Below are 26,077 nucleotides of genomic sequence, written 5' to 3' on the forward strand. Positions count from 1 at the left end.
TACGCTTTCGCTATTCCTAATTAGAATAGCGGTGCCACTTGCAGCGTCTGACGACTTCGGTTTCGGCGCCTTTTTTCGTTTTCACATGGAGTTTTCCGATGAAGCTTCGCATCAAAAATCTGACGCCTGGTGCTGTTGCGCTGGCCTTTTCAGCCGTCACCCTGGCCGACCAGGCCCAGGTGGCGGTAGCTGCCAACTTTGCCGAGCCCATCAAAGCAGTGGCCGCTGTGCTGGAAAAGACCACCGGACACACCCTCAAGGTCACGCTGGGGAGCACGGGCAAGCTCTATGCCCAGATCAAAAACGGCGCGCCGTTTGATGTGCTGCTGGCAGCCAACACCGCCACCCCCGCCGCGCTGGAAAGTGATGGTCTGAGCACGCCCGGGAGCCGCTTCAGTTACGCCACCGGCAAGCTGGTCCTGTGGTCAGCCGATGCCAACAAGGTGGATGCCAAGGGCGACGTGCTCAAGAGCGGCAACTTTCGCAAGGTGGCTTACGCCAACCCCAAAACCGCGCCCTATGGCGCAGCGGCGGTGCAGGTCATGGACAGACTGGGCTTGACCTCGACCCTGACCCCGAAGCTGGTGCAGGGCGAGAGCATTGGCCAGGCCTTCAACTTTGTGCACACCGGCAATGCCGAGCTGGGCTTTGTTGCGATGTCTCAAGTGCTCGAAGGCGGCAAGCTCAAGGGCGGCTCCATGTGGTTGATTCCGCAAGCCCTGTACAGTCCGATCCAGCAAGATGCCGTGCTGCTGCAGCACGGCGCCAACAACCCGGCGGCGCAAGCGCTGATGAAACTGCTGCAAAGCCCCAACATCAAAGACCTGATTCGCTCTTACGGGTACGACATTTGACATTCAGCGCACCCTCCGCCATGGCCCTGCTCACCTCATCTGACCTGCAAGCGATTGGTTTGACGCTGCAAGTGGCTGCGTTCACCACTGCCATCTTGCTGCTGCTGGGCACACCACTGGCCTGGTGGCTGGCGCGCACACGGTCATGGTTGAAAAAACCCATGGGCGCACTGGTGGCCATGCCGATCGTGCTACCGCCGTCGGTGCTGGGCTTTTATCTGCTGGTGTTCATGGGGCCAAACGGCACTGTGGGGCAGTGGACGCAGTCGCTGGGCCTGGGTCTGCTGCCGTTCACCTTCGCCGGGCTGGTGGTGGCATCGAGCTTTTACTCACTGCCGTTCATGGTGCAGCCGATCCAGAACGCTTTTGCAAACATGGGCACGCGCCCGCTGGAAGTTGCGGCCAGCCTGCGCGCCTCACCGTTGGATGTTTTTTTTAGCGTGGTGGTGCCGCTGTGCAAACCCGGCTTTGTGACCGGCGCCATCATGTGTTTTGCTCACACCGTGGGCGAATTTGGCGTGGTGCTGATGGTGGGCGGCAACATTCCCGGCGTGACGCGCGTGGTGTCGGTGCAGATTTACGACCACGTCGAGGCCATGGAGTACTCAGACGCGCACCGCTTGGCTGCCGTCATGCTGGGCTTCAGTTTTGTTGTGTTGCTGGCATTACATGTCTACAACGGCGCGCAGCGCAAAGGGGCTGGCGCATGAACACCAGACCGGAGCAGGCGAGCAAAGACACATCGGGATTGACCTTGCAAGTGGCACTGCAACGCCAGGACTTTCGCCTGGAGATTGACCTTGAGCTGGCGGGTCACGGCATCACGGCCCTGTTTGGTCCGTCCGGCTCAGGCAAAACCACCGCTTTGCGGGTACTCGCTGGTTTGGAGCCCGCGGCGCAAGGCCGCGTCTGCGTGCAAGGTGACATGTGGCAAGACAGCGCGCAAGGGGTCTTCAAACCGGTACACCAGCGCGCCCTGGGCTATGTGTTTCAGGAGGCCAGCCTCTTTGACCACCTCAATGTGCAAGAGAACTTGCAGTACGGCTTCAAGCGCACGCCTGCATCAGAACGTTTCAGAAACTGGGATCACACCCTGGACCTGCTGGGCATTGCGCACCTGCTCAAGCGCTGGCCGCACGAACTCTCTGGCGGCGAGCGTCAACGGGTGGCCATCGCCCGCGCGCTCGCTGCGAGCCCGCGCCTGCTGCTGCTGGACGAACCCATGGCCGCGTTGGATGCGCCGCGCAAGGCCGAGATACTGCCCTACTTGGAGCGGCTGCAAAGCAGGCTGGAGATCCCGGTCATTTACGTCACCCATGCCATCGATGAAGTAGCGCGTCTGGCCGACCAGCTGGTGCTGCTGGAGGCCGGCCAGGTCACGGCGCACGGGCCGACGGCCGAACTGTTGACGCGGCTGGACCTGCCACTGGCGCACGGCGACAGCGCCGGGGCCGTGCTGCACTGCAGCGTGGTCTCCCATGATGAAGCCGACCACCTCACCCTGACCCGTTTTGCCGGTATTGATCTGGTGGTGCCGCGTCAAAACGCCGCCGTCGGCCAAACCTTGCGCGTGCGGGTGGCTGCGCGTGATGCCAGCCTGACCTTGCAGCGCCAAACCGACACCAGCATTTTGAACATCCTGCCCGCCTCGGTGCTTGCCCTGTCTGCTGACGGCCCAGGCCAGGTGATGGTGGCGCTGGAAGTGGGCGGCAGCGCCCTGCTGGCACGCATCACGGCGCGTTCGGCGCACACGCTGGGGCTCGTGCCCGGCTTGGCGGTGTACGCCCAGATCAAAGGTGTGGCGATTTTGGGTTAGCCCGGCCGGCTTCAGGCAGACAGAAAATTGCTATAAAATTAATAGCTACACACGCTTATTTAACGGGGACTAGAGGCCGATTTACCATAAATGAATCGAGTAACGCGCATTCTTGCAAGAGGCTCTGGGACCAAGAGCATGATGCACTGGACCTCAAATGCGCTTGAGCACCTCGGCCACGCAGCGCTCAATGCCGACAAACACGTCGCTCAGGCGCGCATCGTCAAACATGTAGGCCGGGGTGGTCACGAGTTTATGCGCCTCATCAATCACGATCTCGCGTGCGTTGGGCGTGTTCTGATGCCGTTGGCCGAGCTGACCCATGGCGGCGGCGACACCCGCATCGTTCCCCAAAGTCAATGTTGCGCTGTCATCCACCTGATGCAAGGCCAGCGCCACCAGTGCAGGGGCAATACAGATGGCACCCACCGGCTTCTTGGCGTCAAAAAAGCCACGCACAAACGCCGCCACGTCAGGGCGCACCTCGGCATCTGCGCCCTTGAAGGCAAACGAGCAATTATTTTTGGCCACACCGTAGCCACCCGGCATCACCAGCGCGTCGTAGTCCGCCACCTTGGCCTTGGCCAGATCCAGACACTGACCCAGGCGGGCGATGCGGCTGGACTCTTCCAGAATGTTACGCTGCGCACCTGCCACCGGCTCACCGGTGATGTGGTTGATCACATGGAATTGCGGCGCGTTGGGCGCGATGCACTGAAACGCCGCGCCATGCTGATCCAGCGCCAGCAGGGTGAGCACCGCCTCGCGTACCTCAGCGCCATCAAGGTGGCCGCAGCCGGCGAGTAAAACAGCGATTTTTCGGGTTTTTGCCATGAAAGTCTCCTGAAGTATCAGCGAATTATCCTGCGCACAACCCCCACTTCACAAGAGGGAGATGCCAGGCGGGTCGTCAAGAGTCAGGCTGGCACAATGTTCGGTTCGGCCACTCATCTCAATTGCTCCTCTTTCATGCCCACCGCTTCTGTCCCATCACACGGCCCACAGCCCCCCCGCATCTCCGTGCTGTCGCTCTCCATTCCCGTCGCCATGGGTTATGTACCACTGGGCATGGTGTTTGGATTTTTGTTTGTGCAGGCGGGGGCCTCCTGGTGGCTGGCGCTGCTGGCCAGCATCGTTGTCTTTGCCGGTGCCGCGCAATTCATGATGATCCCGATGCTTGGCCTGGGCTTGCCGGTGGCGAGCATCGCGCTGGCCACCTTGGTGGTGAACCTGCGCCATGTGTTCTACGGCCTGTCGCTGCTGGACAGACTGCCCGCTCAACCCTGGGCGCGCTGGTATCTGGTGTTTGCCTTGACGGACGAAACCTACTCGGTGCTGACCACCTTGCCGCCCGGCACCAGCACGCGCCAGATGGTGACGGTGGCGCTGCTGAACCAGGGCTGGTGGGTGCTGGGCACGCTGCTGGGGGCGCTGATCGGCACCCAAGCCCAGGTGCCACTGCTTGGACTGGACTTTGCCCTGGCGGCTCTGTTTGCCGTGCTGGCGGTGGAGCAATGGCGCAGCGCCGACACGCCGGCGCCGCTGTGGGTGGCGGTGCTGAGCTACGCTGTGGCACAGGCCGTGGCCCCGCAACAGGCGCTGCTGATCGCCATTGGTCTGAGCGTGTTGGCCGGGCTGGTCTGGCCCCAAAGATCACCCCGGGAGACCGCGCCATGATCGACACCCCCTACGCGCTGGGCGTGCTGGCTGCCATGGCTTTGGTGACCTTTGGGCTGCGCGCCTTGCCGTTTCTGGCGGCGCGCTTTCTGCAACGCCACCCACTGGTGCAACGCCTGGGGCGCTTTTTGCCGCTGGCCATCATGACGCTGCTGCTGTTGCATACGCTGGTGGGCAGCGCCCGCCAAAACCCATCGGGCCCGTGGGCTGAACTGGCGGCAGTGACTGCCGTGGTGCTCTTGCAATGGTGGCGTCGGCACGCGCTCTTAAGCATTTTGGCGGGCACGGCGCTGTATGTGCTGCTGCGCAATCCGGGCCTGGCGGGGTAAATTTCTACGCTTTTGGCGACAGTCAGCTCACATGGGCGGGCCTCAAAGCCTACCGGTGCAAAGCCCGCCGCGGCAGAAATAAATCGGGCAGAAAACGTTGTGAGATTCGCGTAATTGATACTCGAATTTCATGTTATTTCAAGGCCGCCAACTTGCGATAAAGGGTCTGGCGGCTGATGCCCAGACGCCGCGCCGCCTGCGACATGTTGCCGCCACTGCCGTCCAGCGCCTGACAGATTGCAGTGCGCGAGAGTTGGCTCAGGTTCTGCGAGGGCTCGGCCGCCGTGGACAACATGGCGGCCCGCGTTTGAGGTGCAGTCGGTGCCGCCTGCACCGCCAAATCTTCCTGCAAATCATCTGACAAATGCGCCCAGTCGATACACAGCTCATGTGGCTCCAGCATGGCGCTGGCGGTGCGCAAAGCATTGGCGTATTGGCGCACGTTGCCGGGCCAGGCGTAGGCGCTCAGGCGCGCCAGCAACGCCGGGGCCACGTGAATGTTGCGCTGTGGGTTCAGGCCGGCCAGCAGCCGCTGGGTCAGCGCCGCAAAATCCGTGCGCTCACGCAGGGCCGGCAGTTGCACCGTCAATCCATTGAGGCGGTAATACAAGTCACTGCGAAAGCGCCCCAGCTCAGTGGCTTCGCGCAGTTTGCAGTGCGTGGCGCAAATCAGGCCGAAGTCCACCGCCACCGCCGAACCACCACCCAGCGGGCTGACCTCGCGTTCTTGCAACACACGCAGCAGGCGTGCCTGCATGGCCAGCGGCATGTCGCCAACCTCATCCAGAAACAGCGTGCCGCCATGGGCTTCACGCAGGCGGCCAGGGCTGCCCTCGCGCCGTGCACCGGTAAACGCGCCTGGCGCATAACCAAACAACTCGGCCTCAATCAGGTTCTCAGGCACGGCCGCGCAATTGATCGCCACAAAAGGCTTGCTGCGACGCGGGCCGCTGTCATGCACGGCGCGGGCAAAGAGCTCTTTACCAACCCCTGATTCGCCCTGGATCAACAAAGGGATCGGCTTGTCCAGCACCCGGCGCACCTTGTCGGTGACACTGCGCCAGCGCACATCGCCGGTGTCGAGTTGCGTGAGCGCATCGTCAAGTTTCGGCATGACGAGCGCTGGCAAGGCAATCTGCAGCGCGCCCTGCGCGACCTGCACCAGCACATACAGTTCAGTGCCATCACACAGGCGAACCAGCCTGGGCTGATCGGGGCTGCGCAAGGGGCGCGAGAGCAAGTCGCTCAGGCGCACGTCCATCGCATGGGTCAATTGCACCGCACCCAAGGCGCGTGTTGCGAGTTTCAAAAAAGCCAGTCCATTGCGGTTGGCCCCAACGATCCAGCCGTCGTCCGACAGCGTCACAATGCCCTCGGCCACCGTGCCAATGCCCTCCCGCTGCGGATGCAGGTGCAGGCGCGTCTGGCACCGGCTGGCGTCGAGCATCAGGCTGTTTTCAATCATGCGCGCGGCCATGTTGACCAGCCCCAGCGTGTGCGGGTGATCGCTGCGCTGGTCGCCTGAAATATCCAGAATGCCCAGCAATTCACCGCGCGCCGACACGATGGGGGCGGCAGTGCAACTCAGGAAAGCATTGCGCTCAAAAAAATGTTCGGCGCCGTGGATTTCAACGCCCTCAAGCTCGGCCAGCGCAGTGCCAATGGCGTTGGTGCCGCGATGCTGCTCCAGCCACGACGCACCGCTGGTCAAGGCCACTCGCTGGGCCTTGTTCAAGAAATCAGGATGGCCCAAAGTGCGCATCAAAGTGCCGCGCTGGTCCGCCAAAATTACCATGCCTTCGCTGCCGCGCACCTGGTCAAACAAATAATCCATCACCGGGCGTGAATGCGCCAGCAGTTCATGGTTGCGCGTCAGTATCCGGCGCAAGTCGATGGCGTTGGCATGCTCGGAGTCCGCCACGCGGTCCAGGGGAGACAGACCCGCCGCCAGACTGCGCTGCCATGAACGCGCCAGGCGGGCATCAATGCCATCGGCCGGGCAGTCGCCATGCTCAATCAAACGCATGCGGGCTTGCCGCAAAACCGCGTCATGGAGTGTGGGTTGCACGTTGTCTCCTGCACAGCGCATGGTCTGTGATTTGTCGTTAGGGGTGAACCTGATGGTATCGGGCGAAGCAACTGCAAGCGATATGAAGGGGCTTACATAGTGTCCCCGCAAGTGTCGCAAGATTTGACACCTGTTCCATAGTACAACGATTGCATGGCCCCGGCATTTCGGCGGCCAGGGACAAAGTCATTTGAAATCAAAGCGCCAACAAGTCGTTACAGGACTGGCACGCAACTTGATCGTGATAGAGGCCCGCCAGGCAAGTTCATGCGTTGTTTTTGAGAACGGAGGCACGATCATCAACGCAGATCCCGGCGACGCAAAAAACCAAAGTCGCAAGGCGGACTTCGACAACCACCAAAACCATTTTCAGGAGATTTCAACATGTCCACAACTTTTTTCATTCCCGCCGTCAACATCATGGGTGCAGGCTGTTTGCAGGAAGCCATTCTGGCCATTCGCGGCTACGGCTTTCACAAGGCGCTGATCGTCACCGACACCGTCCTCAACAAGCTCGGAGTTGCCGGGCAAATCCAGTCGCTGCTGACCGCGCAGGAGATTGAGTCCGTGGTGTTTGATGGCGCCAAGCCCAACCCGACCGTTGGCAACGTGAAGGCGGGGCTGACCCAGTTGAAGGAGCACCAGTGCGACTTCGTTATTTCTTTGGGCGGCGGCTCACCGCACGATTGCGCCAAGGGCATTGCCCTGTGCGCATCCAATGGCGGCGAAATTTCCGACTATGAAGGTGTGGACCGCTCGGCCAAGCCGCAGCTGCCACTGGTGTCTATCAACACCACGGCGGGTACAGCCGCCGAAATGACCCGTTTTTGCATCATCACCGATGAAGTGCGGCACATCAAAATGGCCATTGTGGACCGCAACGTCACACCCCTCATGTCCGTCAACGACCCCAACCTGATGTTGGCCAAGCCCAAGGGTCTCACGGCTGCCACCGGTATGGACGCCCTCACCCACGCCGTGGAAGCCTATGTCTCCACCGCAGCCACCCCCATCACGGACGCCTGCGCGCTGAAGGCGGTCGAGCTCATCTCTCGCAACCTGCGCACCGCCGTGGCGCATGGCGACAACCTGCAGGCGCGCGAGCAAATGGCCTACGCCCAGTTCCTGGCCGGCATGGCCTTCAACAACGCCTCGCTGGGCTATGTCCACGCCATGTCGCACCAGCTCGGCGGTTTTTACGACCTCCCGCACGGTGTGTGCAATGCACTGCTGCTGCCGCATGTGCAAGCGTTTAATGCAGCCACGTCGGCCGAACGTCTGCGCGATGTCGCGCGCGCCATGGGTGTGTCAGTTGATGGCATGGATGCAGCCGCTGGCGCTCAGGCCTGCCTGAGCGCGATCCGCAAACTGTCGATGGACATCGGCATTCCCGCCAGCCTGAGCGAACTGGGCGTGAAAGAAAAAGACATTCCCCTGCTGACTGAAAACGCGCTCAAGGATGCCTGCGGCCTGACCAACCCGCGCAAAGCCAGCCAGGCCGAAATAGAAGCGATCTTCCGGGGCGCCATGCATGCCCCGGTTGCTGCTGGTCAGGCCCAGCACAAGGCTACTCGCGAAAGCGCGCCGGCCTGACTCTGAAGCGGGCTCGACACCGTCACGCGTGTCGGCCCACGGACGCGACTTCTCACTTGAAATCCCTGCTGACAAAGTCTGGCGGTATGAAACGGCTTGCATAGAGCTTGATCACCGCGCTTGTCACAGAATTTGACAGGTGTCGCACATCGCCACACCAGACGCCGACCCAGCAGGCACAGGCGTAGAAAAAGATTTGTTTGAAATCAACGGTTGGCATGCCGCACCCGCGCTGGCACGCAACTTGAATACTGACTAGGCCCGCAAGGGAAATTTCATTCAATTTATTGCAAAAATTCAGGAGACACCATGATCTACGCAGCCCCCGGTCAAGCCGGCGCAAAAATCGCTTACAAGGCCCACTACGACAACTTCATTGGCGGCAAATACGTGGCCCCACTCAAGGGTGAATACTTTGACGTGATCACCCCGATCAGCGGCAAGGTCTATACCCAGGCCGCCCGCTCGGGTGCCCAGGACATTGATCTGGCGCTGGACGCTGCCCACGCTGCTGCCGATGCCTGGGGCAAAACCTCGGTCACCGACCGCTCCAACATCCTGCTCAAAATTGCCGACCGCATCGATGCCAACCTGGAGCTGCTGGCCTACGCCGAAACGGTTGACAACGGCAAGCCGATTCGCGAAACACTGGCCGCCGACATTCCGCTGTCGTCCGACCACTTCCGCTACTTTGCCGGCTGCATCCGCGCGCAGGAAGGCGCGTTGAGCGACATCAATGAATCCACCGTGGCCTACCACTACCACGAACCGCTCGGCGTGGTCGGGCAAATCATCCCCTGGAACTTTCCGATTCTGATGGCTGCCTGGAAACTGGCACCGGCCCTGGCTGCCGGCAACTGCGTGGTACTCAAACCCGCGGAATCAACCCCGGTCAGCATTTTGATTTTGATGGAAGTCATTGGCGACTTGCTGCCTCCAGGCGTGCTCAACATCGTCAACGGCTATGGCCGTGAAGCCGGCATGCCGCTGGCCACCAGCAAGCGCATCGCCAAAATCGCATTCACGGGTTCCACCAACACTGGCCGCGTGATTGCCCAAGCCGCTGCCAGCAACCTGATCCCGGCCTCGCTGGAACTCGGTGGAAAATCCCCCAATGTGTTCTTTGCCGATGTGATGGACAAGGACGACGGTTTCCTCGACAAAGCCATCGAAGGCCTGGTGCTGTTTGCCTTTAACCAGGGCGAGGTCTGCACCTGCCCGTCGCGCGCGCTGATTCAGGAAAGCATTTACGACAAATTCATGGAACGCGTGCTGCCGCGCGTCAAGGCTATCAAACAAGGCAACCCGCTGGATTCCGACACCATGATCGGCGCCCAAGCCTCAAAAGTGCAACTGGACAAGATTTTGTCCTACCTTGACATCGGCAAACAGGAAGGTGCGCAAGTGCTGACCGGCGGTGCGCAAGCGAACTTGAGCGGCGACCTGGCCGGTGGCTATTACGTGCAGCCCACGCTGCTCAAGGGCCACAACAAAATGCGTGTGTTCCAGGAAGAAATCTTTGGCCCGGTGCTGGCTGTGACCACCTTCAAGGATGAAGCCGATGCGCTGGCGCTGGCCAATGACACGCTGTACGGTTTGGGCGCGGGCGTCTGGAGCCGCAACGGCAACGTCGCCTACCGCATGGGCCGCGCCATCAAGGCCGGTCGCGTCTGGACCAACTGCTACCACGACTACGCCGCCCACGCGGCCTTTGGTGGCTACAAAGAGTCCGGCATCGGCCGCGAAACCCACAAGATGATGCTGGACCACTACCAGCAAACCAAGAACCTCTTGGTGAGCTACAGCGAAAGCAAGTTGGGCTTCTTCTGATCGGATCGCGACAGCGCGTGAATCAATCCAAAGGGGCGGGCAACCGCCCCTTTTTCAATTTCGAGATTCACAGGGTTGACAAAAAAGCTGGGCGGAGTCACGCAGCTCTGATTTTTAAAGTCACTTCACCGCATTCGGAAAGAACAGTTGCTCGCCGCCAATTTTGTAGCTGGCAATCACGCCCTGACCAGCGGGTGAAATGACCCAATCCACAAACTTCTGCCCGTCTACCGCCTTCACATGCGGGTGCTTGGCGGGGTTGACCAGCATCACGCCGTATTGATTAAACAAACGTTGATCGCCTTCCACCAGCACTTTCAGGTCGCCCCGGTTTTTGAAGTTGAGCCAGGTACCACGGTCGGCCAGCGCGTAGGCGTTGCTGCTGGAAGCCATATTGAGTGCCGGACCCATGCCGCAGCCGCACGACTTGTAGCCGCTGCCCTGCTTGTCGGCCAGGTCGGCCATCTTCCAGAAACGCAGCTCAGCCGCGTGGGTGCCGCTCTTGTCGCCGCGCGAGATGAACGGGCCATTGGCAGCCGAGAGCTTTTTGAGCGCTTCGACCACATCGTTACCTTTGACTTTGACGGGATCGCTGGCAGGGCCAACGACCACAAAGTCGTTGTACATCACCTCAAGGCGCTTGACGGCAAAGCCCTCAGCCACGACTTTTTCTTCGGCCACCTTGTCATGCACGAACAGCACGTCAGCATCGCCCCGGCGGCCCATGTCGATGGCCTGGCCAGTGCCCAGTGCCACGACTTTCACGTCGATGCCGCTGGCCTTTTTGAACTCGGGCAGCAGCACGGAAAACAGACCGGACTGCTCGGTCGAGGTGGTGGATGCGACCACGATGGATGGCGTTTGAGCGCTCACTGGCAAGCCCATGAACGCTACCAAAACAGTAGCTACTAACGCTTGTTTCATAATGGCTAGAGGCCAAAAATACCTAAAATACTTCACAGCTTTCATACCAGTTCTCCTTTGACAAACAAATGGGCCGCCGGGTACTGCTGCTGCAACATTGACCCGCCAAAAAAGTCAGCTACCGGCAAGTCGGCCAGCACACGGCCATGCTCCAGGTAAATCACCCGGCTGGCCAGACGTTTGACCTGGCCGAGGTTGTGACTGGCAAAAATCAGCGTCATGGCATCCGGTCCACTGGAAAATTCTTCAATCAGCGCCTCGACCTCGCGCTTGGCGTGCGGGTCCAGGCTGGCGGTAGGCTCGTCGAGCAGCAACACCTGCGGCCTCAAAGCCCAGGCCCTTGCCATGGCCACGCGCTGCTGCTGACCGCCGGAGAGCTGGCGCGCGTTGCGCTGGGCCAATTCAGTCAAACCAACCCGGGCCAACGCCGCCAAGGCCAACACCTTGGCCTCGCCCCAGGGCGTGCCGCGCAGCCACAGGCCCAGAGCGATGTTGGCCTGCACCGTCAGGCGCATCAGGTGTGGCTTTTGAAACAACATGGCTTGTCGCCACGCCGGGTCAGACACAAGCTGCCCCGATGTGGGCAGCGCCAAGCCATGCAACAGCCGCAACAGCGTGCTCTTGCCGCAGCCGTTGGCGCCCACCAACGCCACCCGCTCACCGGGAGCAACCGTCATGGTCACATCGGACAAAGCGCGTACCGGCGACGCGGCACGGCCAAAATGCACGCTCGCACCCGACAGCTCAAACACAGGCTGCAAACTCCGCACCTCACCGACACGGCCACTCACAGCGAGACTCCGCGGGTGACAGCTACCGCTTCACAGACCGCCACCGGGGCTGCCAATTGACGGACACTGGCAGCGTCATTCTCCGAGCGTTCGCGCCAGCGCCGCAGCAAGGCAATCAACACGTTCAGCAGCAGCACAACGCTGAGCAAAATCAGCCCCAGGCCGAGCGCCAGCGGCAAATCCCCTTTACTGGTTTCCAGCGCGATGGCCGTCGTCATGACACGGGTGAAGCCATCAATATTGCCGCCCACAATCATCACCGCGCCCACTTCAGACACGGCCCGGCCAAACGAGGCGATCACCACCGTGAGCAGCGCGTAGCGCTCGTCCCAGGCCAGCAGCAGACTGCGCATCAAGGGCCGCGCGCCAAGCGACTGCAATTGTTCGCCGTGCAAGTTTTCAGCGTCTTGCACCGCCTGGCGTGTCAAAGCTGTCACCACCGGCAACACCAGCACGGCTTGCGCCATCACCATCGCCTTGAAGCTGAACAGCCAACCCAAATAGCCCAACGGCCCGGTGCGTGACAACAATAAATAAATCACCAGACCCACCACGACCGAGGGCACCGCCAGAAAAGTGTTCAGAAGCGTCAGCACCGCGCCACGCCCGGGAAAACGCGTCACACCGAGCCAAGCCCCCAAAATCAGCCCCAAGCCGCACGCAATGGCGCAGGCCGCGGCGCTCACAGACAGGGACCGGCCCACGATGGTGAGCAGGCCCGCGTCCAGGGAGGTGATGAGTTGCAGCGCGGAGGAGGCGCTGTCGGAGAAAGAGGACATAACTTGCGGTATCGTAGCCACCGATCCAATCACTGACGATATGAACCACCGTGCATAGGCTCCAATTCCACTACACCCTCTCGCGTGACAGCAGTCCGGCGCTGGTGCGCAACCCTTTGATTGATTTGCTGCAGGCAGTCAGCAGCCATGGCTCCATCTCAGCCGGTGCGCGCGCGCTTGGTTTGAGCTACCGCCACGTCTGGGGCGAACTCAAACGATGGGAAAACGAATTAGGCAACGAACTGGTGGTGTGGGAGAAAGGCCAGAGCGCGCGCCTGACCGACTTTGGCAACAAACTGATGTGGGCCGAGCGCCAGGCGCAGGCGCGGCTGGCGCCGCAAATTGAAGCCCTGCGCGCCGAACTGGAACGCAGCTACGCGCTGGCGTTCGACGACAGCGTGCATGTCGTGACGCTTTACGCCAGTCACGACGAAGCCATCTCTGCGCTGCGCGAGTACGCCTCACATCAGGAACCTGGCCGCCTGCACCTGGACATTCGTTTCACCGGCAGCGTGGACGCCATTCGCGCGTTGAACGAAGGCCGCTGCGTGATGGCGGGGTTTCACACCCTGCTCGACACTGGCAAAAAAACACTCACTGAGCGCACCTACAAACCCTTGCTGCAACCGGGCCAGCACAAGATCATCGGTTTTGCACAGCGCACCCAGGGCCTGATGGTGGCCAAGGGCAATCCCCTGAATCTGCACTCACTGCAAGACCTGGCCGAGCGACATGCCCGCTTTGCCAACCGCACGCTGGGCAGTGGTACACGCGTGGTGTTGGACGAGTTGCTGGCGCAAGCCGGCTTGCCGGCCGGGGAAGTCGCGGGCTATGAGCACACCGAGCCCTCGCACGCCGCGGTCGCACAGGCAGTGGCGTCTGGCCAATGTGACGCGGGGCTGGGCATTGCGGCCGCCGCACAGCAGGCCGGGCTGGACTTTGTGCCACTGGCCGACGAGCGCTACCACCTGGTGTGCCTGAAGTCGGCTCTGACGCAACCCGGCATCCAGAGCCTGCTCAAGCTGCTGCAGACACCTGCCTGGCAGGCCGCCATGGCCCATATTCCAGGCTACGCAGCCACCCAAAGTGGCGAGGTACTCTCGATGCGCCGGGTCTTGCCGTGGTGGGAATTTGCGCGCAAAAAAAGTGAATTCAAGCTCCTTACCTAGCGTTTACCCTAAGTAAAAAAACCGCATCCGTCAGCTATTTCTCAGCCACTGCAAGTTACGCTCAAAGGCTGAAGATTAGTTCATCTGAAATACTTTATCCAGGTTCTCTTTCAGTTGACATTTTCCCTTTCCACGGAGACCCCATGCAAGCACTCTTGAAATTTTCCAAAGCGGTCGATTGGCTCAACCGTCAGGTGGGCAAATATGTTATTTGGCTGATTCTGGCCTCCACCGTCGTCAGTGCCATCAACGCCATTGTGCGCAAGGCATTCAATGTCAGTTCCAACGCGTATCTCGAGGTGCAATGGTATCTGTTTGCCGCCACGTTCTTGCTGTGTTCGGCCTACACGCTGCTCAACGGTGAGCACGTCAAGATTGACGTGCTTTACGGCCACTGGTCGAAACGGGCACAAATGTGGATCGATGTGTTCGGATTCACCTGTTTCCTGCTGCCCTTTTGCAGTGCCTTCCTGTGGTTCGGCGTGCCTTTCTTCCTCAAGGGCTTTTACTCGGGCGAGGTGTCGTCGAACGCCGGTGGACTGATACGCTGGCCGGTGTACGCCATGATCCCGCTGGGCTTTGGCCTGTTGTTTTTGCAGGGTGTTTCCGAACTGATCAAACGCCTGGCGTTCCTGATGGGTCTGATTGACGATCCCACGCACAAACAGATCGAAAAGACGGCAGAAGAGGAATTGGCCGAGGCAATTCAAAAACTGGCCGAAGAAAAAGCAGCCAAAGCCAACGCTGCCTGAATCAGGAAACACACATGCAATTTCTAGTACAAAACATCGCCCCCATCATGTTTGCGGGGCTCATCGTCTTCCTGCTGCTGGGTTTTCCGGTAGCGTTCAGCCTGGGCGCCTGCGGCCTGTTCTTTGGCTTTGTGGGCATCGAGCTGGGACTGCTGCCCGAAGCCCTGCTGCAGGCCCTGCCCTTGCGCATCTTCGGCATCATGCAAAACGATACGCTGCTGGCGATTCCATTCTTCACCTTGATGGGTTTGATCCTGGAGCGCAGTGGCATGGCCGAGGATTTGCTCGACACCATTGGCCAGCTGTTTGGGACGATACGTGGCGGCCTGGCCTTTGCCGTGATCTTTGTTGGCGCTTTGCTGGCAGCGACCACCGGCGTTGTCGCTGCCTCCGTGATTTCAATGGGTTTGATCTCCTTGCCCATCATGTTGCGCTATGGTTATGACCGCCGAGTCGCCTCGGGCGTCATTGCAGCATCCGGTACGCTGGCACAAATCATTCCGCCGTCGCTGGTGCTGATCATTCTGGCTGACCAGTTGGGCCGCAGTGTCGGTGAAATGTACAAGGGCGCGTTCATCCCCGGCTTTGCCCTGACCGGCCTCTATTTCCTTTATATCGTGATCCTGACCTTCATCCGCCCGCACTGGGTTCCCGCTTTGCCGCTCGAGGCCCGCACGATCCGGGAAGACAACGGCAGCAGCGGTCTGCGCTCGCTTCTGATACTGACCATCATCTCGACCGTAGCGGCAGTGTCTCTGGGACAAAACTACGCACAGGTGTTGGGCTGGTTGAAAGGTGAGGCGGTACTGAGCGTGGCCACCGATGAAACCATTGTGGTGTCGCTTTGCGCCGGCGTCATACTGGCCTTTGTCATCGCGCTGGTCAACAAGGCGACCCACCTGGGTCTGCTCTCACGCATGGCCGAGCGCGTCACCTTTGTGTTGATCCCGCCGCTGCTGCTCATCTTTCTGGTGCTGGGAACGATTTTCCTGGGTGTAGCCACACCAACCGAAGGTGGCGCCATGGGCGCCATGGGCGCTTTGATCATGGCCATGAGCCGGGGCCGTTTGAGCATGAAGCTGCTGAAACAGGCCTTGAATTCGACCGCCAAACTGTCGAGTTTTGTGGTGTTCATCCTGATCGGCTCCACCGTCTTCAGTCTGGTGTTCCAGGGTGTGGACGGCTCCAAATGGGTGGAGCACTTGTTGACATCGGTTCCCGGCGGGCAGGTGGGCTTCCTGATTGTGGTCAATCTGCTGATTTTCTTCCTGGCATTTTTCCTGGACTTCTTTGAACTCTCGTTTATCGTCGTTCCCTTGCTGGCACCCGTGGCCGAAAAAATAGGCATCGACCTGATCTGGTTCGGCGTGCTGCTGGGCGTCAACATGCAGACCTCGTTCATGCACCCGCCATTTGGTTTCGCCCTGTTCTTCTTGCGCAGCGTGGCACCGGCCACGGCCTATACCGACAAGCTGACCAAGAAGCTGATCCAGCCAGTGACCACCATGCAAATTTACTGGGGTGCAATACCGTTTGTGATTATCCAGATCATCATGGTCGGCCTGATTATTGCGTTCCCCGGCATCGTCTCAAGCGGCCTCGACAAGAAGGCGGAGTACGACCTCGACAAGGTCCGGATAGAAATGGAAGCGACCATGCCGGACTCGATGGAACAGCAAGACCCGACCGCCGGCATGCCAGACGCAGCGGGTGGCGCAGCACCTGCCGATAGCAGTGACCCCGCCGCCGACCCGCTCAAGGCGCTCCAAGACTCACTCAACAAGCCAGAGAAGAAAAACTGAAACTCCTGGGTCCTTCACCCAGGCCCCCAATGGCAAGCATCCAATGCCGCTGCAAACGTCTGATTTGCAGCGGCATTTTCTTGACCGCTGGGCAGGCCAGCGCCGAGGCCCGATCAGCGAGTCACGGGCGAAAAAAAACCCGCCGGGCGAACCTGGCGGGCCGAACCGATTGACAGCGCGCGCGGCGCCATCATCCGGTCAGAGCTTCTTGGAGGACATGAAGCTGTCGAAGCGCCCCTCGGCAAAACGGAACCAGAGAATCTCGTCGCGCTGGAAGTTGCGGTAATCGTCGTAAATTTTCTTCCAGTCCGGGTTGCTCTTTTCCAGATCTCCGTACAGATCCATGGACGCCTGGAACGATGCATCCAGCACGGACTGAGGAAACGGCAGCACCTTGGTTTTGGCGGCGACGAGCTGCTTGAGCGCACCGGGGTTGCGCGCATCGTAGCGGGCCTGCGTAGTGACATGGGCCTCGTAGGCCGCGGCCTGCACAATGGCCTTGTTTTCGGCCGACAGGCCATTGAGGGCTTTTTGATTCACATAGAACTCAAGGTTCAGGCTACCCTCCCACCAGCCGGGGTAGTAATAAAACGGCGCCACCTTGTTGAAGCCCAGCTTCTGGTCATCGTACGGGCCGATCCATTCGGCCGCATCGATGGTGCCCTTTTCCAGCGCCTGATAGATCTCGCCGCCAGGAATGTTCTGCGGCACACCGCCCATGCGCTCGATCACCTTGCCGGCAAAGCCGCCAATACGAAATTTCAGACCCTTGATGTCCGCAGGCGACTTGATCTCCTTGCGGAACCAGCCCCCCATTTGCGCGCCCGTGTTGCCGCCCAGGAAGTTGACAATGCTGTACTTGGCATAAAACTCGCGCATCAGCTTGCCGCCGTTGCCGTCCACAATCCATGCCGTGAGTTGGCGCGAGTTCATGCCGAAGGGAATAGCGCCGCCGATGGCGAAGGCCTCGTTCTTGCCGAAGAAGTAGTACGGCGCAGTGTGCGCCATTTCCACCGTACCGTTTTGCACGCCATCGACCACGCCAAACGCCGGCATCAGCTCCCCGGCCGCATGCACCGACACTTCGAACTTGCCTCCAGACATTTCCTTGACAGCCTTGGAAAACACTTCGGCCGCACCAAAAATAGTGTCCAGTGATTTTGGAAAGCTCGAAGCCAGACGCCATCGAATGGCGGCCTGCGCGTGCACAGCCGGCGCCACACCGGCGGCCAGTACACCGGCAATGCCGGCGTGTTTAATTAAAGAACGACGATCCATAAGGTTCACTCCTGGAGTTGCAAGAAAAATATCAGCGTGCGGATAAGCACAGCGACGACTGATGAGAGTCAGCAAAAATTGTAGAAACATGCTCGAAAAGCGGCACGGGGGTTTTCCCTCTCATTGCTGTCAACAAGCTGTCGACCTGGAGTTCACCGGGGCTGACCGCCAAGCGGTTCAGAACCCTCTCATTGCTGTCAACAAGCTGTCGACCTGGAGTTCACCGGGGCTGACCGCCAAGCGGTTCAGAACCCTCTCATTGCTGTCAACAAGCTGTCGACCTGGAGTTCACCGGGGCTGACCGCCAAGCGGTTCAGAACCCTCTCATTGCTGTCAACAAGCTGTCGACCTGGAGTTCACCGGGGCTGACCGCCAAGCGGTTCAGAACCCTCTCATTGCTGTCAACAAGCTGTCGACCTGGAGTTCACTGGGGCTGACCGCCAAGCGGTTCAGAGCCCTCTCATTGCTGTCAACAAGCTGTCGACCTGGAGTTCACCGGGGCTGACCGCCAGGCGGTTCAGAGCCCTCTCATCGCTGACGACAAGCTGTCGTCGCTGAATCAAGAACACCTGAAAACAAAAATGTCCGATGAAATGTATTGCACACCTCACCGGACAAAAAAAGAACTACCCAAGCGGGCCGCGACGTGCGCGACCCTGCCATCCGGATTTACAGCTTGACTGTGGTCATGTAGCTGTCGAAACGGTACTCGGAAAAACGCAGCCACAACAACTGGTCACGCTGGAAGGCACGCATGTCCTGGTGAATCTTCTTGAACTCGGCAGAGCTGGCCTCGTGCTCCGCAAACACTTCCATGGCCGTCTTGAAGCCGGCATCCATGATTTCCTTTGGAAATGCCTTGAGCTGCGTCTTGTCGGCCACCAGTTTCTTCAAGGCAATCGGGTTGAACGCATCGTACTTGGCCGTCATGTCCCTGGCGGCCACCGTGGTTGCCGCGTCGACAATGGCTTGATATTCCGGCGACAGTGCCGCATAGGCTTTGGCATTGATGAAAAACTCCAGCTCCGCGCCGCCTTCCCACCAACCGGGATAGTAGTAGTAAGGCGCCACTTTGTTAAAGCCCAGCTTCTGATCGTCGTAAGGACCCACAAACTCGACAGCATCCAGCGTGCCTTTTTCAAGTGCCTGGTACACATCGCCGGCCGGCATGTTCTGCGGCACAACGCCCAGCTTTTGCATGGACTCGCCAAAAAGCCCACCGCCCATGCGCATTTTCAGGCCTTTCAGGTCCTTGACGGTCTTGATTTCCTTGCGGTACCAGCCGCCCATTTGCGTGCCGGTGTTGCCCGCACTGCGGCTCTTGATGTTGTACTTGGCGTAAAACTCGTCCATCAGTTTGCGGCCGTTGCCATGCTCCATCCAGGCATCCATCTGGCGCGCGGTCAGGCCAAAAGGCACGGCACAGCCAAAGGCAAAGATAGGATCTTTCCCGGTGAAGTAATAGGACGCCGTCTGGGCCATCTCGACCGTGCCGTTCTGAATCGCATCCACCACACCAAATGCCGGCATCAGTTCGCCAGCGGCATGCACCGACACTTCAAACTTGCCACCAGACAGAGCCTTGACGGTCTTGGCAAACATTTCTGCGCTGCCAAAAATTGTGTCGAGCGACTTCGGAAAGCTCGAAGCCAGACGCCAGCGAACATTGGCCCCTTGTGCATGCACTGCCGGTGCAGCACCAACGGCCAGCACGCCGGCAATGCCTGCGTGCTTGATTACGGAACGACGATCCATTTGGTTCACTCCTAAAATTGTGGATTGAATTTATCGCGATGCGGGTATGCACAGCAATGACCCATTACAGTCATTCACCATTGTAGAAACATGCAGGATCAGTTATGGAGGGGGTTTCCCCTTGCGTCGATGAATTTACGCAAGGGTCACTGACATTCAGGCAGGGCGGCTTCGCCCCAGCAGTTCAGGCGACGGCTTTGAGCGCCAGGCGTCCGGGCACCAGCAGCGCCGCAAAGCGCTTGGTGATCGAGGCTTGAATTCCGGCGGCATCCAAGCCCTGCAGCGCCAGCAATTTGGCCGGGTCACCATGTTCAATGAATTCGTCGCGCAAGCCCAGTTGCAACACGGGCTTGAGCACGCCTGCCGCTTGCAAGGCTTCCAGCACCGCGCTGCCAGCGCCACCCATGATGGCGCCCTCTTCCACTGTCACCAATGCGTCATGGTCGGCGGCCACCTGTAGCAGCAGCGCCACATCCAGCGGCTTGACCCAGCGCATGTTGACCACCGTGACGTTGAGTTTTTCAGCCACCTGCAATGCCGGGTGCAGGAGCGTGCCAAAGGCCAGAATGGCGACACTGCTGCCCGCGCGCCGGATTTCACCTTGGCCAAACGGCAAGGCTTCCAACCCGGCCTGGACAACTGTGCCGGCCCCGGCACCACGCGGATAACGCACGGCCACCGGGTGATTCTGCGCAAAAGCGGTGCTGAGCAACTGCCGGCACTCGTTCTCATCGGCCGGGCAAGCCACGCTGACGTTGGGAATACAACGCAAAAATGGAATGTCGTAAGCCCCGGCATGCGTGGCACCATCGGCACCCACCAGACCCGCACGATCGAGCGCAAAGACCACCGGCAGGTTTTGAATTGCCACGTCGTGGATCAACTGGTCGTAGCCGCGCTGCAAAAAGGTGGAATAGATCGCCACCACCGGCTTCAGGCCTTCACAGGCCAGCCCCGCGGCAAAAGTCACCGCATGCTGCTCGGCGATGCCCACGTCAAAGAAACGCTGCGGAAAACGCTGCTCAAACTCCACCATGCCGGAACCCTCGCGCATGGCGGGCGTGATGCCCACCAGCCGCGGGTCAACGGCCGCCATGTCGCACAGCCACTGACCAAACACCTGGGTAAAGGTTTGCTTCGGGCTGGTGGCGGGCGCCTGCAGGCCAACTGCCGGGTCAAACTTGCCGGGGCCGTGGTAGGCCACCGGGTCGGCTTCGGCCAGTTTGTAGCCCTGCCCTTTTTTGGTCACCACATGCAAAAACTGCGGACCCTTGAGGTGCTTGATGTTCTCCAGCGTGGGGATCAAGGCATCAAGGTCATGGCCATCAATCGGGCCGATGTAATTGAAGCCGAATTTCTCGAACAGGGTCGCTGGCACCACCATGCCTTTGGCGCTTTCTTCCAGCCGCTTGGCCAGTTCAAACAGCGGCGGCGCGCCTTTGAGCACGGTCTTGCCAACGTTTTTGGCAGCGGCATAAAACTGGCCGCTCATGAGCTTGGCCAGATGCCGATTGAGCGCGCCCACCGGCGGGCTGATGCTCATGTCGTTGTCATTGAGGATCACCAGCAGGTTGCAGTCGGCAACCCCGGCATTGTTGAGCGCTTCAAACGCCATGCCGGCGGTCAGGGCACCGTCGCCAATCACGGCAATCGCATACCGCTCCTCACCCCTGATTTTGGCCGCCAGCGCCATCCCCAAAGCGGCTGAAATGGAGGTACTGGAATGTGCGGTGCCAAAGTCGTCGTATTCACTCTCGCCCCGTTGCGGGAAACCGCTCAAACCGCCGAGCTGGCGCAGCGTGGCCATGCGCTCGCGCCGACCGGTCAAAATTTTGTGCGGGTAGGTCTGGTGCCCCACGTCCCACACCACGCGGTCATGCGGGGTGTTGAACACATAGTGCAAAGCCACGGTCAACTCAACCGTGCCCAGGTTGGAGCTCAGGTGGCCCCCGGTTTTGGCCACACTGTGGAGCAAATAAGCCCGCAACTCGTCGGCCAGCGCGCCCAACTGCGCGCGCGGCACGAGCCGCAGGTCAGCGGGATCATTGATGGTGTGCAGCAGGGGATACGAATTATGTGGCATATGCTATATTATTAGTAGCTACTAACGCTTATTGGATAAGGGCTGGAGGCTAATTTCTCTCCTGTGTTCCATTCAACAAGTACGATTGACCAGCCGCCTGGCCAAACCCTGCAGCGCCTGCGTATCGTGCAAGCCACTGCGGGCCAGCGCCGCCAGCGCTTCGGCCAGCAATTCCTGGGCATAGACGCCAGCGCGCTCCAGCCCCAGCAGCGACACAAAGGTTGGTTTGTCCTGGTCGGCGTCTTTGCCCGCCGTTTTACCCAGTGTCGCCGAGTCGGCGGTGACATCGAGCATATCGTCCACCACCTGAAACGCCAACCCGATCGCGGCGCCGTACGACATCAGCGCGGCCTCAGCCTGGGCTGAAACATCGCCGCAAGCAGCACCCATCATCACGCTGGCCTGCAACAAGGCACCCGTCTTCAGACGGTGCATCTGGCGCAGTTGGCGCTCGGTGAGTGCCACGCCGACACTGGCCAGATCAATCGCTTGCCCACCGGCCATACCGGCGCTGCCCGCCGCGCGGGCCAGCAAACGGCACAGTGCGGCTTGCTGGCGGGCCGGGATGGCATCATCGTCCGGCGTCAACAATTCAAACGCCATCGCCTGCAGGGCGTCACCGGCGAGCATGGCGCTGGCCTCGCCAAATTTCACATGCACGGTGGCTTTACCCCGGCGCAGCACGTCGTTGTCCATACACGGCAGGTCGTCGTGCACCAGCGAATAAGCATGAATCAATTCCACCGCACAGGCGGCGCGCAGCGCAATTTCGGGCGTATTGGCAGCCGCTGGCCGCTCGCCGCTGGCCGCTTCCGACGCCGCCAGCACCAGCAAGGGACGCAAGCGCTTGCCACCGTCCAGCACTGCGTAACGCATGGCAGCCATGAGTTCAACCGGGGCGCCACCCTCGGCATCCGTCGCTGCATCGGGCCTGACCCAGCGCTCCAGCGCACTCTCGACGTGCGCCAGATGCAGCGCGCTCCAGGCGCTCAGGTTGAATGCAGCGCTGCCAGTCACTCGGGTGTCCATGTTTTAAGCGTCCCCTGATCGAGTACCTTGATCTGGCTTTCGACCGCTTCCAGCCGGTCACGGCAGAATTTAAGCAATTCGGCCCCGCGCTGGTACTGACTCAAAAGCTGGTCCAGCGGCAAATCGCCCGACTCCAGCCGGGCCACCAGTTGCTCCAGTTCTTCCTGAGCAGCCTCAAAACTGGCCGGGGTGGTAGAAACGGTTTTGGGAGTCGAAGCCATGCAGTCTGGGAAATTCCGTAGAAAAAAGCGCGATTTTAGGCTTTTGGTCACGGCGGGCGCACCCAAAGCCCACAAAACCTCTGATACAAGACGCTGGAACCGGACCGGGCAATCCCTGCCTGACCGTCAAAAACAGCCTGGCAGGTACAATTTGCGTTCCCAACCGGCCCTCGCCGGTTTCTTTTTACCGCGCTTTGGCGCATCTCCCTGTGGGGAGTCTTTAGGTCCGACTGATGTCTGATTTAAGTCTTCAACTGCAGCAGGCCACCGGCCAACTACCAGTTTCAAGCTACTTTGACGACGCGCTGTACCAGCGCGAACTGCAAACCCTGTTCCAGCATGGCCCGCGCTATGTTGGGCATCGGCTGAGCGTGCCCGATGTGGGCGATTACGCCACGCTGGCGCACGAAGGTCACGGGCGCGCCCTGGTGCACACGCCGCAGGGAATAGAGCTGATCTCCAACGTCTGCCGCCATCGCCAGGCCGTGATGCTGCAGGGGCGCGGCTCGGTGGACATGACGCATGCGGGCGCGGCGGCAGGCAACATTGTGTGCCCCTTGCACCGCTGGACCTACAGCGCCAGCGGTGCGCAGCCGGCCGGCACCTTGCTGGGCGCGCCGCACTTCCCGCACGACCCGTGCCTGAACCTGCACAACTACCCGCTCAAAGAATGGAACGGCCTGCTGTTTGAAGACAACGGCCGCGACATCGAGGCCGATCTGGCGGCCATGGGGCCGCGCGCCGAGCTCGATTTTGCCGGCTTTGTGTTGGACAAAGTGGAGTTGCACGAGTGCAACTACAACTGGAAGACCTTCATTGAGGTCTATCTGGAGGACTACCACGTCGGCCCGTTCCATCCCGGTCTGGGCGGTTTTGTCACTTGTGATGACCTGCGCTGGGAATTCAAGGAAAACTACTCGGTGCAAACCGTCGGCCTGGGCACAGGGGTAACCAGCCCCCGCAGCAAAGCCGGCAGCCCGGTGTACCAGCGCTGGCAGGACGCCCTCAACAGCTACCGCAACGACGCCTTGCCCAAGCAGGGCGCGATCTGGCTCACCTATTACCCGCACATCATGATCGAGTGGTATCCGCATGTGCTGACGGTCTCGACCCTGCACCCGATGGGTGTCGGCAAGACCCTGAACAAGGTCGAGTTTTATTACCCGGAAGAGATTCAGGCCTTTGAGCGTGAGTTTGTGGAGGCGCAGCAAGCCGCTTACATGGAAACCTGTCTGGAGGACGACGAGATCGGCGAGCGTATGGACGCCGGTCGCAGGGCGCTCCTGCAGCGTGGCGACAACGAGGTCGGCCCCTACCAGAGCCCGATGGAAGACGGCATGCAGCAGTTTCATGACTGGTACCGGCGTCGCATGAGCGATCGGCCCGACTAGAAAATTACTACTATTTTTATAGCTTCTTACGCCCGTTACACGGGGGCTAGAGGCCTATTTGATTAAAACATCACGCGATGCAAGCACTCTGGATGGTTTGGGGGTCGTTCTTTTTTGCCACCATGGCCGTGGGCATCAAGATCGCATCAAGTGAGTTCAACCTGTTTGAACTGGTGTTCTACCGTGGTGTGGTGAGCGTGATTTTTATGGCGCTGGTGTTGCGGGCGCGCGGCACACCCCTGCGCACGCCGGTGCCGATGATGCATGCCTGGCGCACCCTGATTGGTGTGCTGTCACTGGGCGCCTGGTTCTATGCCATTGCGCATTTGCCACTGGCCACCGCCATGACGCTGAACTACATGAGCGGGGTCTGGGTGGCAGCATTCATTGTGGGCGGCGCACTGCTTTACGGCCAGGCGCAGCGCCAGGGGCCGCTGATGGCAACCGTGCTGATGGGCTTTGCCGGTGTGGTGATGATGCTGCGGCCCACGCTGGATCAAAACCAGTTGTTTGCCGGCTTGATCGGCCTGCTCTCCGGGCTGGGGGCCGCGATGGCCTACCTGCAAGTGACGGCACTGGGCAAGGTGGGGGAACCGGAAGGGCGCACGGTGTTTTATTTTTCGCTCGGATCGGCCGTGGTGGGTCTGGTCGGCATCGCCTTCACGGGCCTGACCCCGTGGACGGCAGTGAGCTGGCAAACTTCCATCTGGCTGATACCGATCGGTGTGCTGGGCGCCCTGGGTCAGTGGTGCATGACGCGCGCCTACAGCCGCGGCTCGACCCTGCTGGTGGCCAATCTGCAATATTCCGGCATTGTGTTTGGCGCCTTCTACAGCCTGGTGCTGTTTGGTGACCAGATACCGCTGCTGGGCTGGGCGGGTATGGGCGTGATTGTGGCAAGCGGCCTGCTCGCCACCGTGCTGCGCACCCGCGCCCTGCCCGACACGCCGGCCGAAGTCCATTGAAGCCAAAAACCTGACCCCCAACCAAGGAAGAAACCATGTACAGCACGCTGATTTCCGTCCCCCAACTGCAAAGCCTGCTGGCCAGCGGACAACCGGTCATGGTGTTTGACTGCAGCTTTGAACTGATGCAGCCTGAAGCGGGCGATGCCCAGTACAGCCAGGCGCACATCCCGGGTGCCGTACGCGCTGATCTGGACCGGCACCTGAGTGCCAAGGGTGCGCTAGAGGCCGCCTCGGGCGGGCGCCATCCGCTGCCCTCACGCGAAAGCTTCGCAGCCTGGCTGGGCAGTATCGGCTTTGACAACCGCATGCAGGCCGTGGTGTACGACCGCCAGAGCGTCAATTACTGCGGGCGCTTGTGGTGGCTGCTGAAATGGGTCGGGCATGAAAACGTGGCGGTGCTCGATGGCGGCTGGCAGGCCTGGTTGGCCGGCGGCGGCGCCACGCAGGGCGGCCCCTGCGAGCGCACCAAGGCCAAAACATCTAAATCAAATTACGCTCTAGCCCCCGCCAACACTGCGCTGGTAACTACTGAAACAGTAGCAAAGCAATTGGGACGGCCGACGCAGACCCTGCTTGACGCCCGTGGCGCACCGCGCTTTCGGGGCGAAGTCGAGCCACTCGACCCGGTCGCCGGTCACATCCCCGGTGCCCTGAACCGGGCCTTCAACCTCAACCTGGATGCCAGCGGCAAGTTCAAAGCCGCTGCTGAGCTGCGCGCCGAGTTTGAAGCCCTGCTCGCCGGTCGCGACCCGGCGACCGTGGTGCACCACTGCGGCAGCGGCGTCAGCGCGGTGCCCAACATCATCGCCATGGAAGTCGCGGGTTTGGGCCGCACGGCGCTGTATGCGGGCAGCTGGAGCGAATGGTGCAGCGACCCGGCGCGACCGATGGCCCAGGGCTAGCGGCAACGGTGGATGGCGATTCAGGTTCGCCCTGCTGATCCTCCATGTCACAGTCAAAAACACGCA

General features: G+C 60.5%; 23 protein-coding genes. 13 read left to right on the top strand and 10 right to left on the bottom strand.

All coding sequences use genetic code 11. The features are described from left to right. Positions 1-98: 98 nt before the first annotated feature. The 3 genes from modA to modC are packed head-to-tail and all read left to right on the top strand — an operon-like array spanning position 99 to position 2,670. Positions 99-854: a molybdate ABC transporter substrate-binding protein gene (gene modA, locus RFER_RS14460; protein ID WP_011465135.1), complete on the top strand. Its 756-nt coding sequence runs from the start codon at positions 99-101 to the stop codon at positions 852-854. Between the two features lie 20 nt (positions 855-874). Next, positions 875-1,564: a molybdate ABC transporter permease subunit gene (modB, locus tag RFER_RS14465; RefSeq protein WP_041790791.1), complete on the top strand. Its 690-nt coding sequence runs from the start codon at positions 875-877 to the stop codon at positions 1,562-1,564. Next, on the top strand, positions 1,561-2,670 hold the full coding sequence (gene modC, locus RFER_RS14470; protein WP_011465137.1) for a molybdenum ABC transporter ATP-binding protein: 1,110 nt from the start codon (positions 1,561-1,563) through the stop codon (positions 2,668-2,670). Before modB ends, modC begins: the two co-directional genes overlap by 4 nt. A gap of 153 nt (positions 2,671-2,823) precedes the next feature. Here modC and elbB read toward each other — a convergent pair whose 3' ends face one another. After that, entirely contained in the window at positions 2,824-3,504 is a 681-nt protein-coding gene (gene elbB / locus RFER_RS14475) for an isoprenoid biosynthesis glyoxalase ElbB (protein ID WP_011465138.1), read from the bottom strand. 135 nt (positions 3,505-3,639) lie between these two features. On the opposite strand from elbB, the gene RFER_RS14480 reads away from it, so the two are divergent. Then, the gene (locus tag RFER_RS14480) at positions 3,640-4,347 is read left to right on the top strand and encodes an AzlC family ABC transporter permease (protein ID WP_049765673.1); all 708 of its coding nucleotides are present in this window, start codon (positions 3,640-3,642) and stop codon (positions 4,345-4,347) included. Next, positions 4,344-4,676, top strand: coding sequence for a branched-chain amino acid transporter permease (locus tag RFER_RS14485; protein WP_011465140.1), 333 nt, complete (start codon positions 4,344-4,346; stop codon positions 4,674-4,676). Before RFER_RS14480 ends, RFER_RS14485 begins: the two co-directional genes overlap by 4 nt. Before the next feature lie 133 nt (positions 4,677-4,809). Here RFER_RS14485 and RFER_RS14490 read toward each other — a convergent pair whose 3' ends face one another. Next, a complete protein-coding gene (locus RFER_RS14490; RefSeq protein ID WP_011465141.1) occupies positions 4,810-6,765 on the bottom strand; it encodes a sigma-54-dependent Fis family transcriptional regulator in 1,956 nt (651 codons plus the stop codon). 363 nt (positions 6,766-7,128) lie between these two features. On the opposite strand from RFER_RS14490, the gene yiaY reads away from it, so the two are divergent. After that, complete coding sequence (gene yiaY, locus RFER_RS14495) at positions 7,129-8,337, top strand: L-threonine dehydrogenase (protein WP_011465142.1); 1,209 nt, start codon at positions 7,129-7,131, stop codon at positions 8,335-8,337. 309 nt (positions 8,338-8,646) lie between these two features. Next, complete coding sequence (gene exaC / locus RFER_RS14500) at positions 8,647-10,167, top strand: acetaldehyde dehydrogenase ExaC (protein WP_011465143.1); 1,521 nt, start codon at positions 8,647-8,649, stop codon at positions 10,165-10,167. 120 nt (positions 10,168-10,287) lie between these two features. Here the strand turns inward: exaC and RFER_RS14505 are convergent, their stop codons facing one another. Genes RFER_RS14505 through RFER_RS14515 form a run of 3 tightly spaced genes read right to left on the bottom strand, consistent with a single transcriptional unit; the run spans position 10,288 to position 12,661 of the window. Further along, positions 10,288-11,136, bottom strand: a complete 849-nt coding sequence (locus RFER_RS14505; protein ID WP_011465144.1) for an extracellular solute-binding protein — start codon at positions 11,134-11,136, stop codon at positions 10,288-10,290. Then, positions 11,133-11,882, bottom strand: a complete 750-nt coding sequence (locus RFER_RS14510; protein WP_011465145.1) for an ATP-binding cassette domain-containing protein — start codon at positions 11,880-11,882, stop codon at positions 11,133-11,135. Before RFER_RS14510 ends, RFER_RS14505 begins: the two co-directional genes overlap by 4 nt. Next, positions 11,879-12,661, bottom strand: a complete 783-nt coding sequence (locus RFER_RS14515) for an ABC transporter permease (protein ID WP_011465146.1) — start codon at positions 12,659-12,661, stop codon at positions 11,879-11,881. Before RFER_RS14515 ends, RFER_RS14510 begins: the two co-directional genes overlap by 4 nt. Positions 12,662-12,711: 50 nt before the next feature. On the opposite strand from RFER_RS14515, the gene RFER_RS14520 reads away from it, so the two are divergent. The 3 genes from RFER_RS14520 to RFER_RS14530 all read left to right on the top strand — a co-directional run bounded on the left by RFER_RS14520 (position 12,712) and on the right by RFER_RS14530 (position 16,384). Then, entirely contained in the window at positions 12,712-13,830 is a 1,119-nt protein-coding gene (locus RFER_RS14520) for a substrate-binding domain-containing protein (RefSeq protein ID WP_011465147.1), read from the top strand. Between the two features lie 143 nt (positions 13,831-13,973). Next, positions 13,974-14,582 (top strand): TRAP transporter small permease subunit, encoded by a 609-nt coding sequence (locus RFER_RS14525; RefSeq protein WP_011465148.1) that lies wholly within the window; start codon positions 13,974-13,976, stop codon positions 14,580-14,582. A gap of 14 nt (positions 14,583-14,596) precedes the next feature. Further along, positions 14,597-16,384, top strand: a complete 1,788-nt coding sequence (locus tag RFER_RS14530; RefSeq protein WP_011465149.1) for a TRAP transporter large permease — start codon at positions 14,597-14,599, stop codon at positions 16,382-16,384. Between the two features lie 198 nt (positions 16,385-16,582). Here the strand turns inward: RFER_RS14530 and RFER_RS14535 are convergent, their stop codons facing one another. From RFER_RS14535 to xseB, 5 genes are all read right to left on the bottom strand, one after another. Further along, entirely contained in the window at positions 16,583-17,662 is a 1,080-nt protein-coding gene (locus RFER_RS14535) for a TRAP transporter substrate-binding protein (protein ID WP_011465150.1), read from the bottom strand. 669 nt (positions 17,663-18,331) lie between these two features. After that, positions 18,332-19,417: a TRAP transporter substrate-binding protein gene (locus tag RFER_RS14540; RefSeq protein ID WP_011465151.1), complete on the bottom strand. Its 1,086-nt coding sequence runs from the start codon at positions 19,415-19,417 to the stop codon at positions 18,332-18,334. 184 nt (positions 19,418-19,601) lie between these two features. Next, positions 19,602-21,500, bottom strand: a complete 1,899-nt coding sequence (dxs, locus tag RFER_RS14545) for a 1-deoxy-D-xylulose-5-phosphate synthase (protein ID WP_011465152.1) — start codon at positions 21,498-21,500, stop codon at positions 19,602-19,604. A gap of 72 nt (positions 21,501-21,572) precedes the next feature. Further along, positions 21,573-22,529 (bottom strand): polyprenyl synthetase family protein, encoded by a 957-nt coding sequence (locus RFER_RS14550; protein ID WP_041790794.1) that lies wholly within the window; start codon positions 22,527-22,529, stop codon positions 21,573-21,575. Beyond that, positions 22,514-22,750 carry an exodeoxyribonuclease VII small subunit gene (xseB, locus tag RFER_RS14555; protein WP_041790800.1) on the bottom strand — a complete coding sequence of 79 codons (237 nt, stop codon included), beginning with the start codon at positions 22,748-22,750 and terminating at the stop codon, positions 22,514-22,516. The genes RFER_RS14550 and xseB overlap by 16 nt, the downstream gene beginning before the upstream one ends. 233 nt (positions 22,751-22,983) lie before the next feature. On the opposite strand from xseB, the gene RFER_RS14560 reads away from it, so the two are divergent. From RFER_RS14560 to RFER_RS14570, 3 genes are all read left to right on the top strand, one after another. Next, on the top strand, positions 22,984-24,141 hold the full coding sequence (locus RFER_RS14560) for an aromatic ring-hydroxylating oxygenase subunit alpha (protein ID WP_011465155.1): 1,158 nt from the start codon (positions 22,984-22,986) through the stop codon (positions 24,139-24,141). 77 nt (positions 24,142-24,218) lie between these two features. Beyond that, on the top strand, positions 24,219-25,106 hold the full coding sequence (locus RFER_RS14565; protein WP_011465156.1) for a DMT family transporter: 888 nt from the start codon (positions 24,219-24,221) through the stop codon (positions 25,104-25,106). 35 nt (positions 25,107-25,141) lie between these two features. Continuing rightward, positions 25,142-26,011, top strand: coding sequence for a sulfurtransferase (locus RFER_RS14570; protein WP_011465157.1), 870 nt, complete (start codon positions 25,142-25,144; stop codon positions 26,009-26,011). Positions 26,012-26,077: the final 66 nt, after the last annotated feature.

The organism is Rhodoferax ferrireducens T118, assembly GCF_000013605.1.
GTDB lineage: Bacteria > Pseudomonadota > Gammaproteobacteria > Burkholderiales > Burkholderiaceae_C > Rhodoferax > Rhodoferax ferrireducens.

Excerpts from the sequence above, each read along its gene's own strand:
- RFER_RS14530 (WP_011465149.1), top strand. The coding sequence starts at position 14,597 with ATGCAATTTCTAGTACAAAACATCGCCCCCATCATGTTTGCGGGGCTC.
- RFER_RS14535 (WP_011465150.1), bottom strand. The coding sequence starts at position 17,662 with ATGGATCGTCGTTCTTTAATTAAACACGCCGGCATTGCCGGTGTACTG.
- RFER_RS14550 (WP_041790794.1), bottom strand. The coding sequence starts at position 22,529 with ATGGACACCCGAGTGACTGGCAGCGCTGCATTCAACCTGAGCGCCTGG.
- xseB (WP_041790800.1), bottom strand. The coding sequence starts at position 22,750 with ATGGCTTCGACTCCCAAAACCGTTTCTACCACCCCGGCCAGTTTTGAG.
- RFER_RS14570 (WP_011465157.1), top strand. The coding sequence starts at position 25,142 with ATGTACAGCACGCTGATTTCCGTCCCCCAACTGCAAAGCCTGCTGGCC.
- modB (WP_041790791.1), top strand. The coding sequence starts at position 875 with ATGGCCCTGCTCACCTCATCTGACCTGCAAGCGATTGGTTTGACGCTG.
- exaC (WP_011465143.1), top strand. The coding sequence starts at position 8,647 with ATGATCTACGCAGCCCCCGGTCAAGCCGGCGCAAAAATCGCTTACAAG.
- RFER_RS14540 (WP_011465151.1), bottom strand. The coding sequence starts at position 19,417 with ATGGATCGTCGTTCCGTAATCAAGCACGCAGGCATTGCCGGCGTGCTG.
- elbB (WP_011465138.1), bottom strand. The coding sequence starts at position 3,504 with ATGGCAAAAACCCGAAAAATCGCTGTTTTACTCGCCGGCTGCGGCCAC.
- modA (WP_011465135.1), top strand. The coding sequence starts at position 99 with ATGAAGCTTCGCATCAAAAATCTGACGCCTGGTGCTGTTGCGCTGGCC.
- RFER_RS14480 (WP_049765673.1), top strand. The coding sequence starts at position 3,640 with ATGCCCACCGCTTCTGTCCCATCACACGGCCCACAGCCCCCCCGCATC.
- RFER_RS14560 (WP_011465155.1), top strand. The coding sequence starts at position 22,984 with ATGTCTGATTTAAGTCTTCAACTGCAGCAGGCCACCGGCCAACTACCA.
- RFER_RS14485 (WP_011465140.1), top strand. The coding sequence starts at position 4,344 with ATGATCGACACCCCCTACGCGCTGGGCGTGCTGGCTGCCATGGCTTTG.
- RFER_RS14505 (WP_011465144.1), bottom strand. The coding sequence starts at position 11,136 with ATGAAAGCTGTGAAGTATTTTAGGTATTTTTGGCCTCTAGCCATTATG.
- yiaY (WP_011465142.1), top strand. The coding sequence starts at position 7,129 with ATGTCCACAACTTTTTTCATTCCCGCCGTCAACATCATGGGTGCAGGC.
- dxs (WP_011465152.1), bottom strand. The coding sequence starts at position 21,500 with ATGCCACATAATTCGTATCCCCTGCTGCACACCATCAATGATCCCGCT.
- RFER_RS14490 (WP_011465141.1), bottom strand. The coding sequence starts at position 6,765 with ATGCGCTGTGCAGGAGACAACGTGCAACCCACACTCCATGACGCGGTT.
- RFER_RS14515 (WP_011465146.1), bottom strand. The coding sequence starts at position 12,661 with ATGTCCTCTTTCTCCGACAGCGCCTCCTCCGCGCTGCAACTCATCACC.
- RFER_RS14565 (WP_011465156.1), top strand. The coding sequence starts at position 24,219 with ATGCAAGCACTCTGGATGGTTTGGGGGTCGTTCTTTTTTGCCACCATG.
- modC (WP_011465137.1), top strand. The coding sequence starts at position 1,561 with ATGAACACCAGACCGGAGCAGGCGAGCAAAGACACATCGGGATTGACC.
- RFER_RS14525 (WP_011465148.1), top strand. The coding sequence starts at position 13,974 with ATGCAAGCACTCTTGAAATTTTCCAAAGCGGTCGATTGGCTCAACCGT.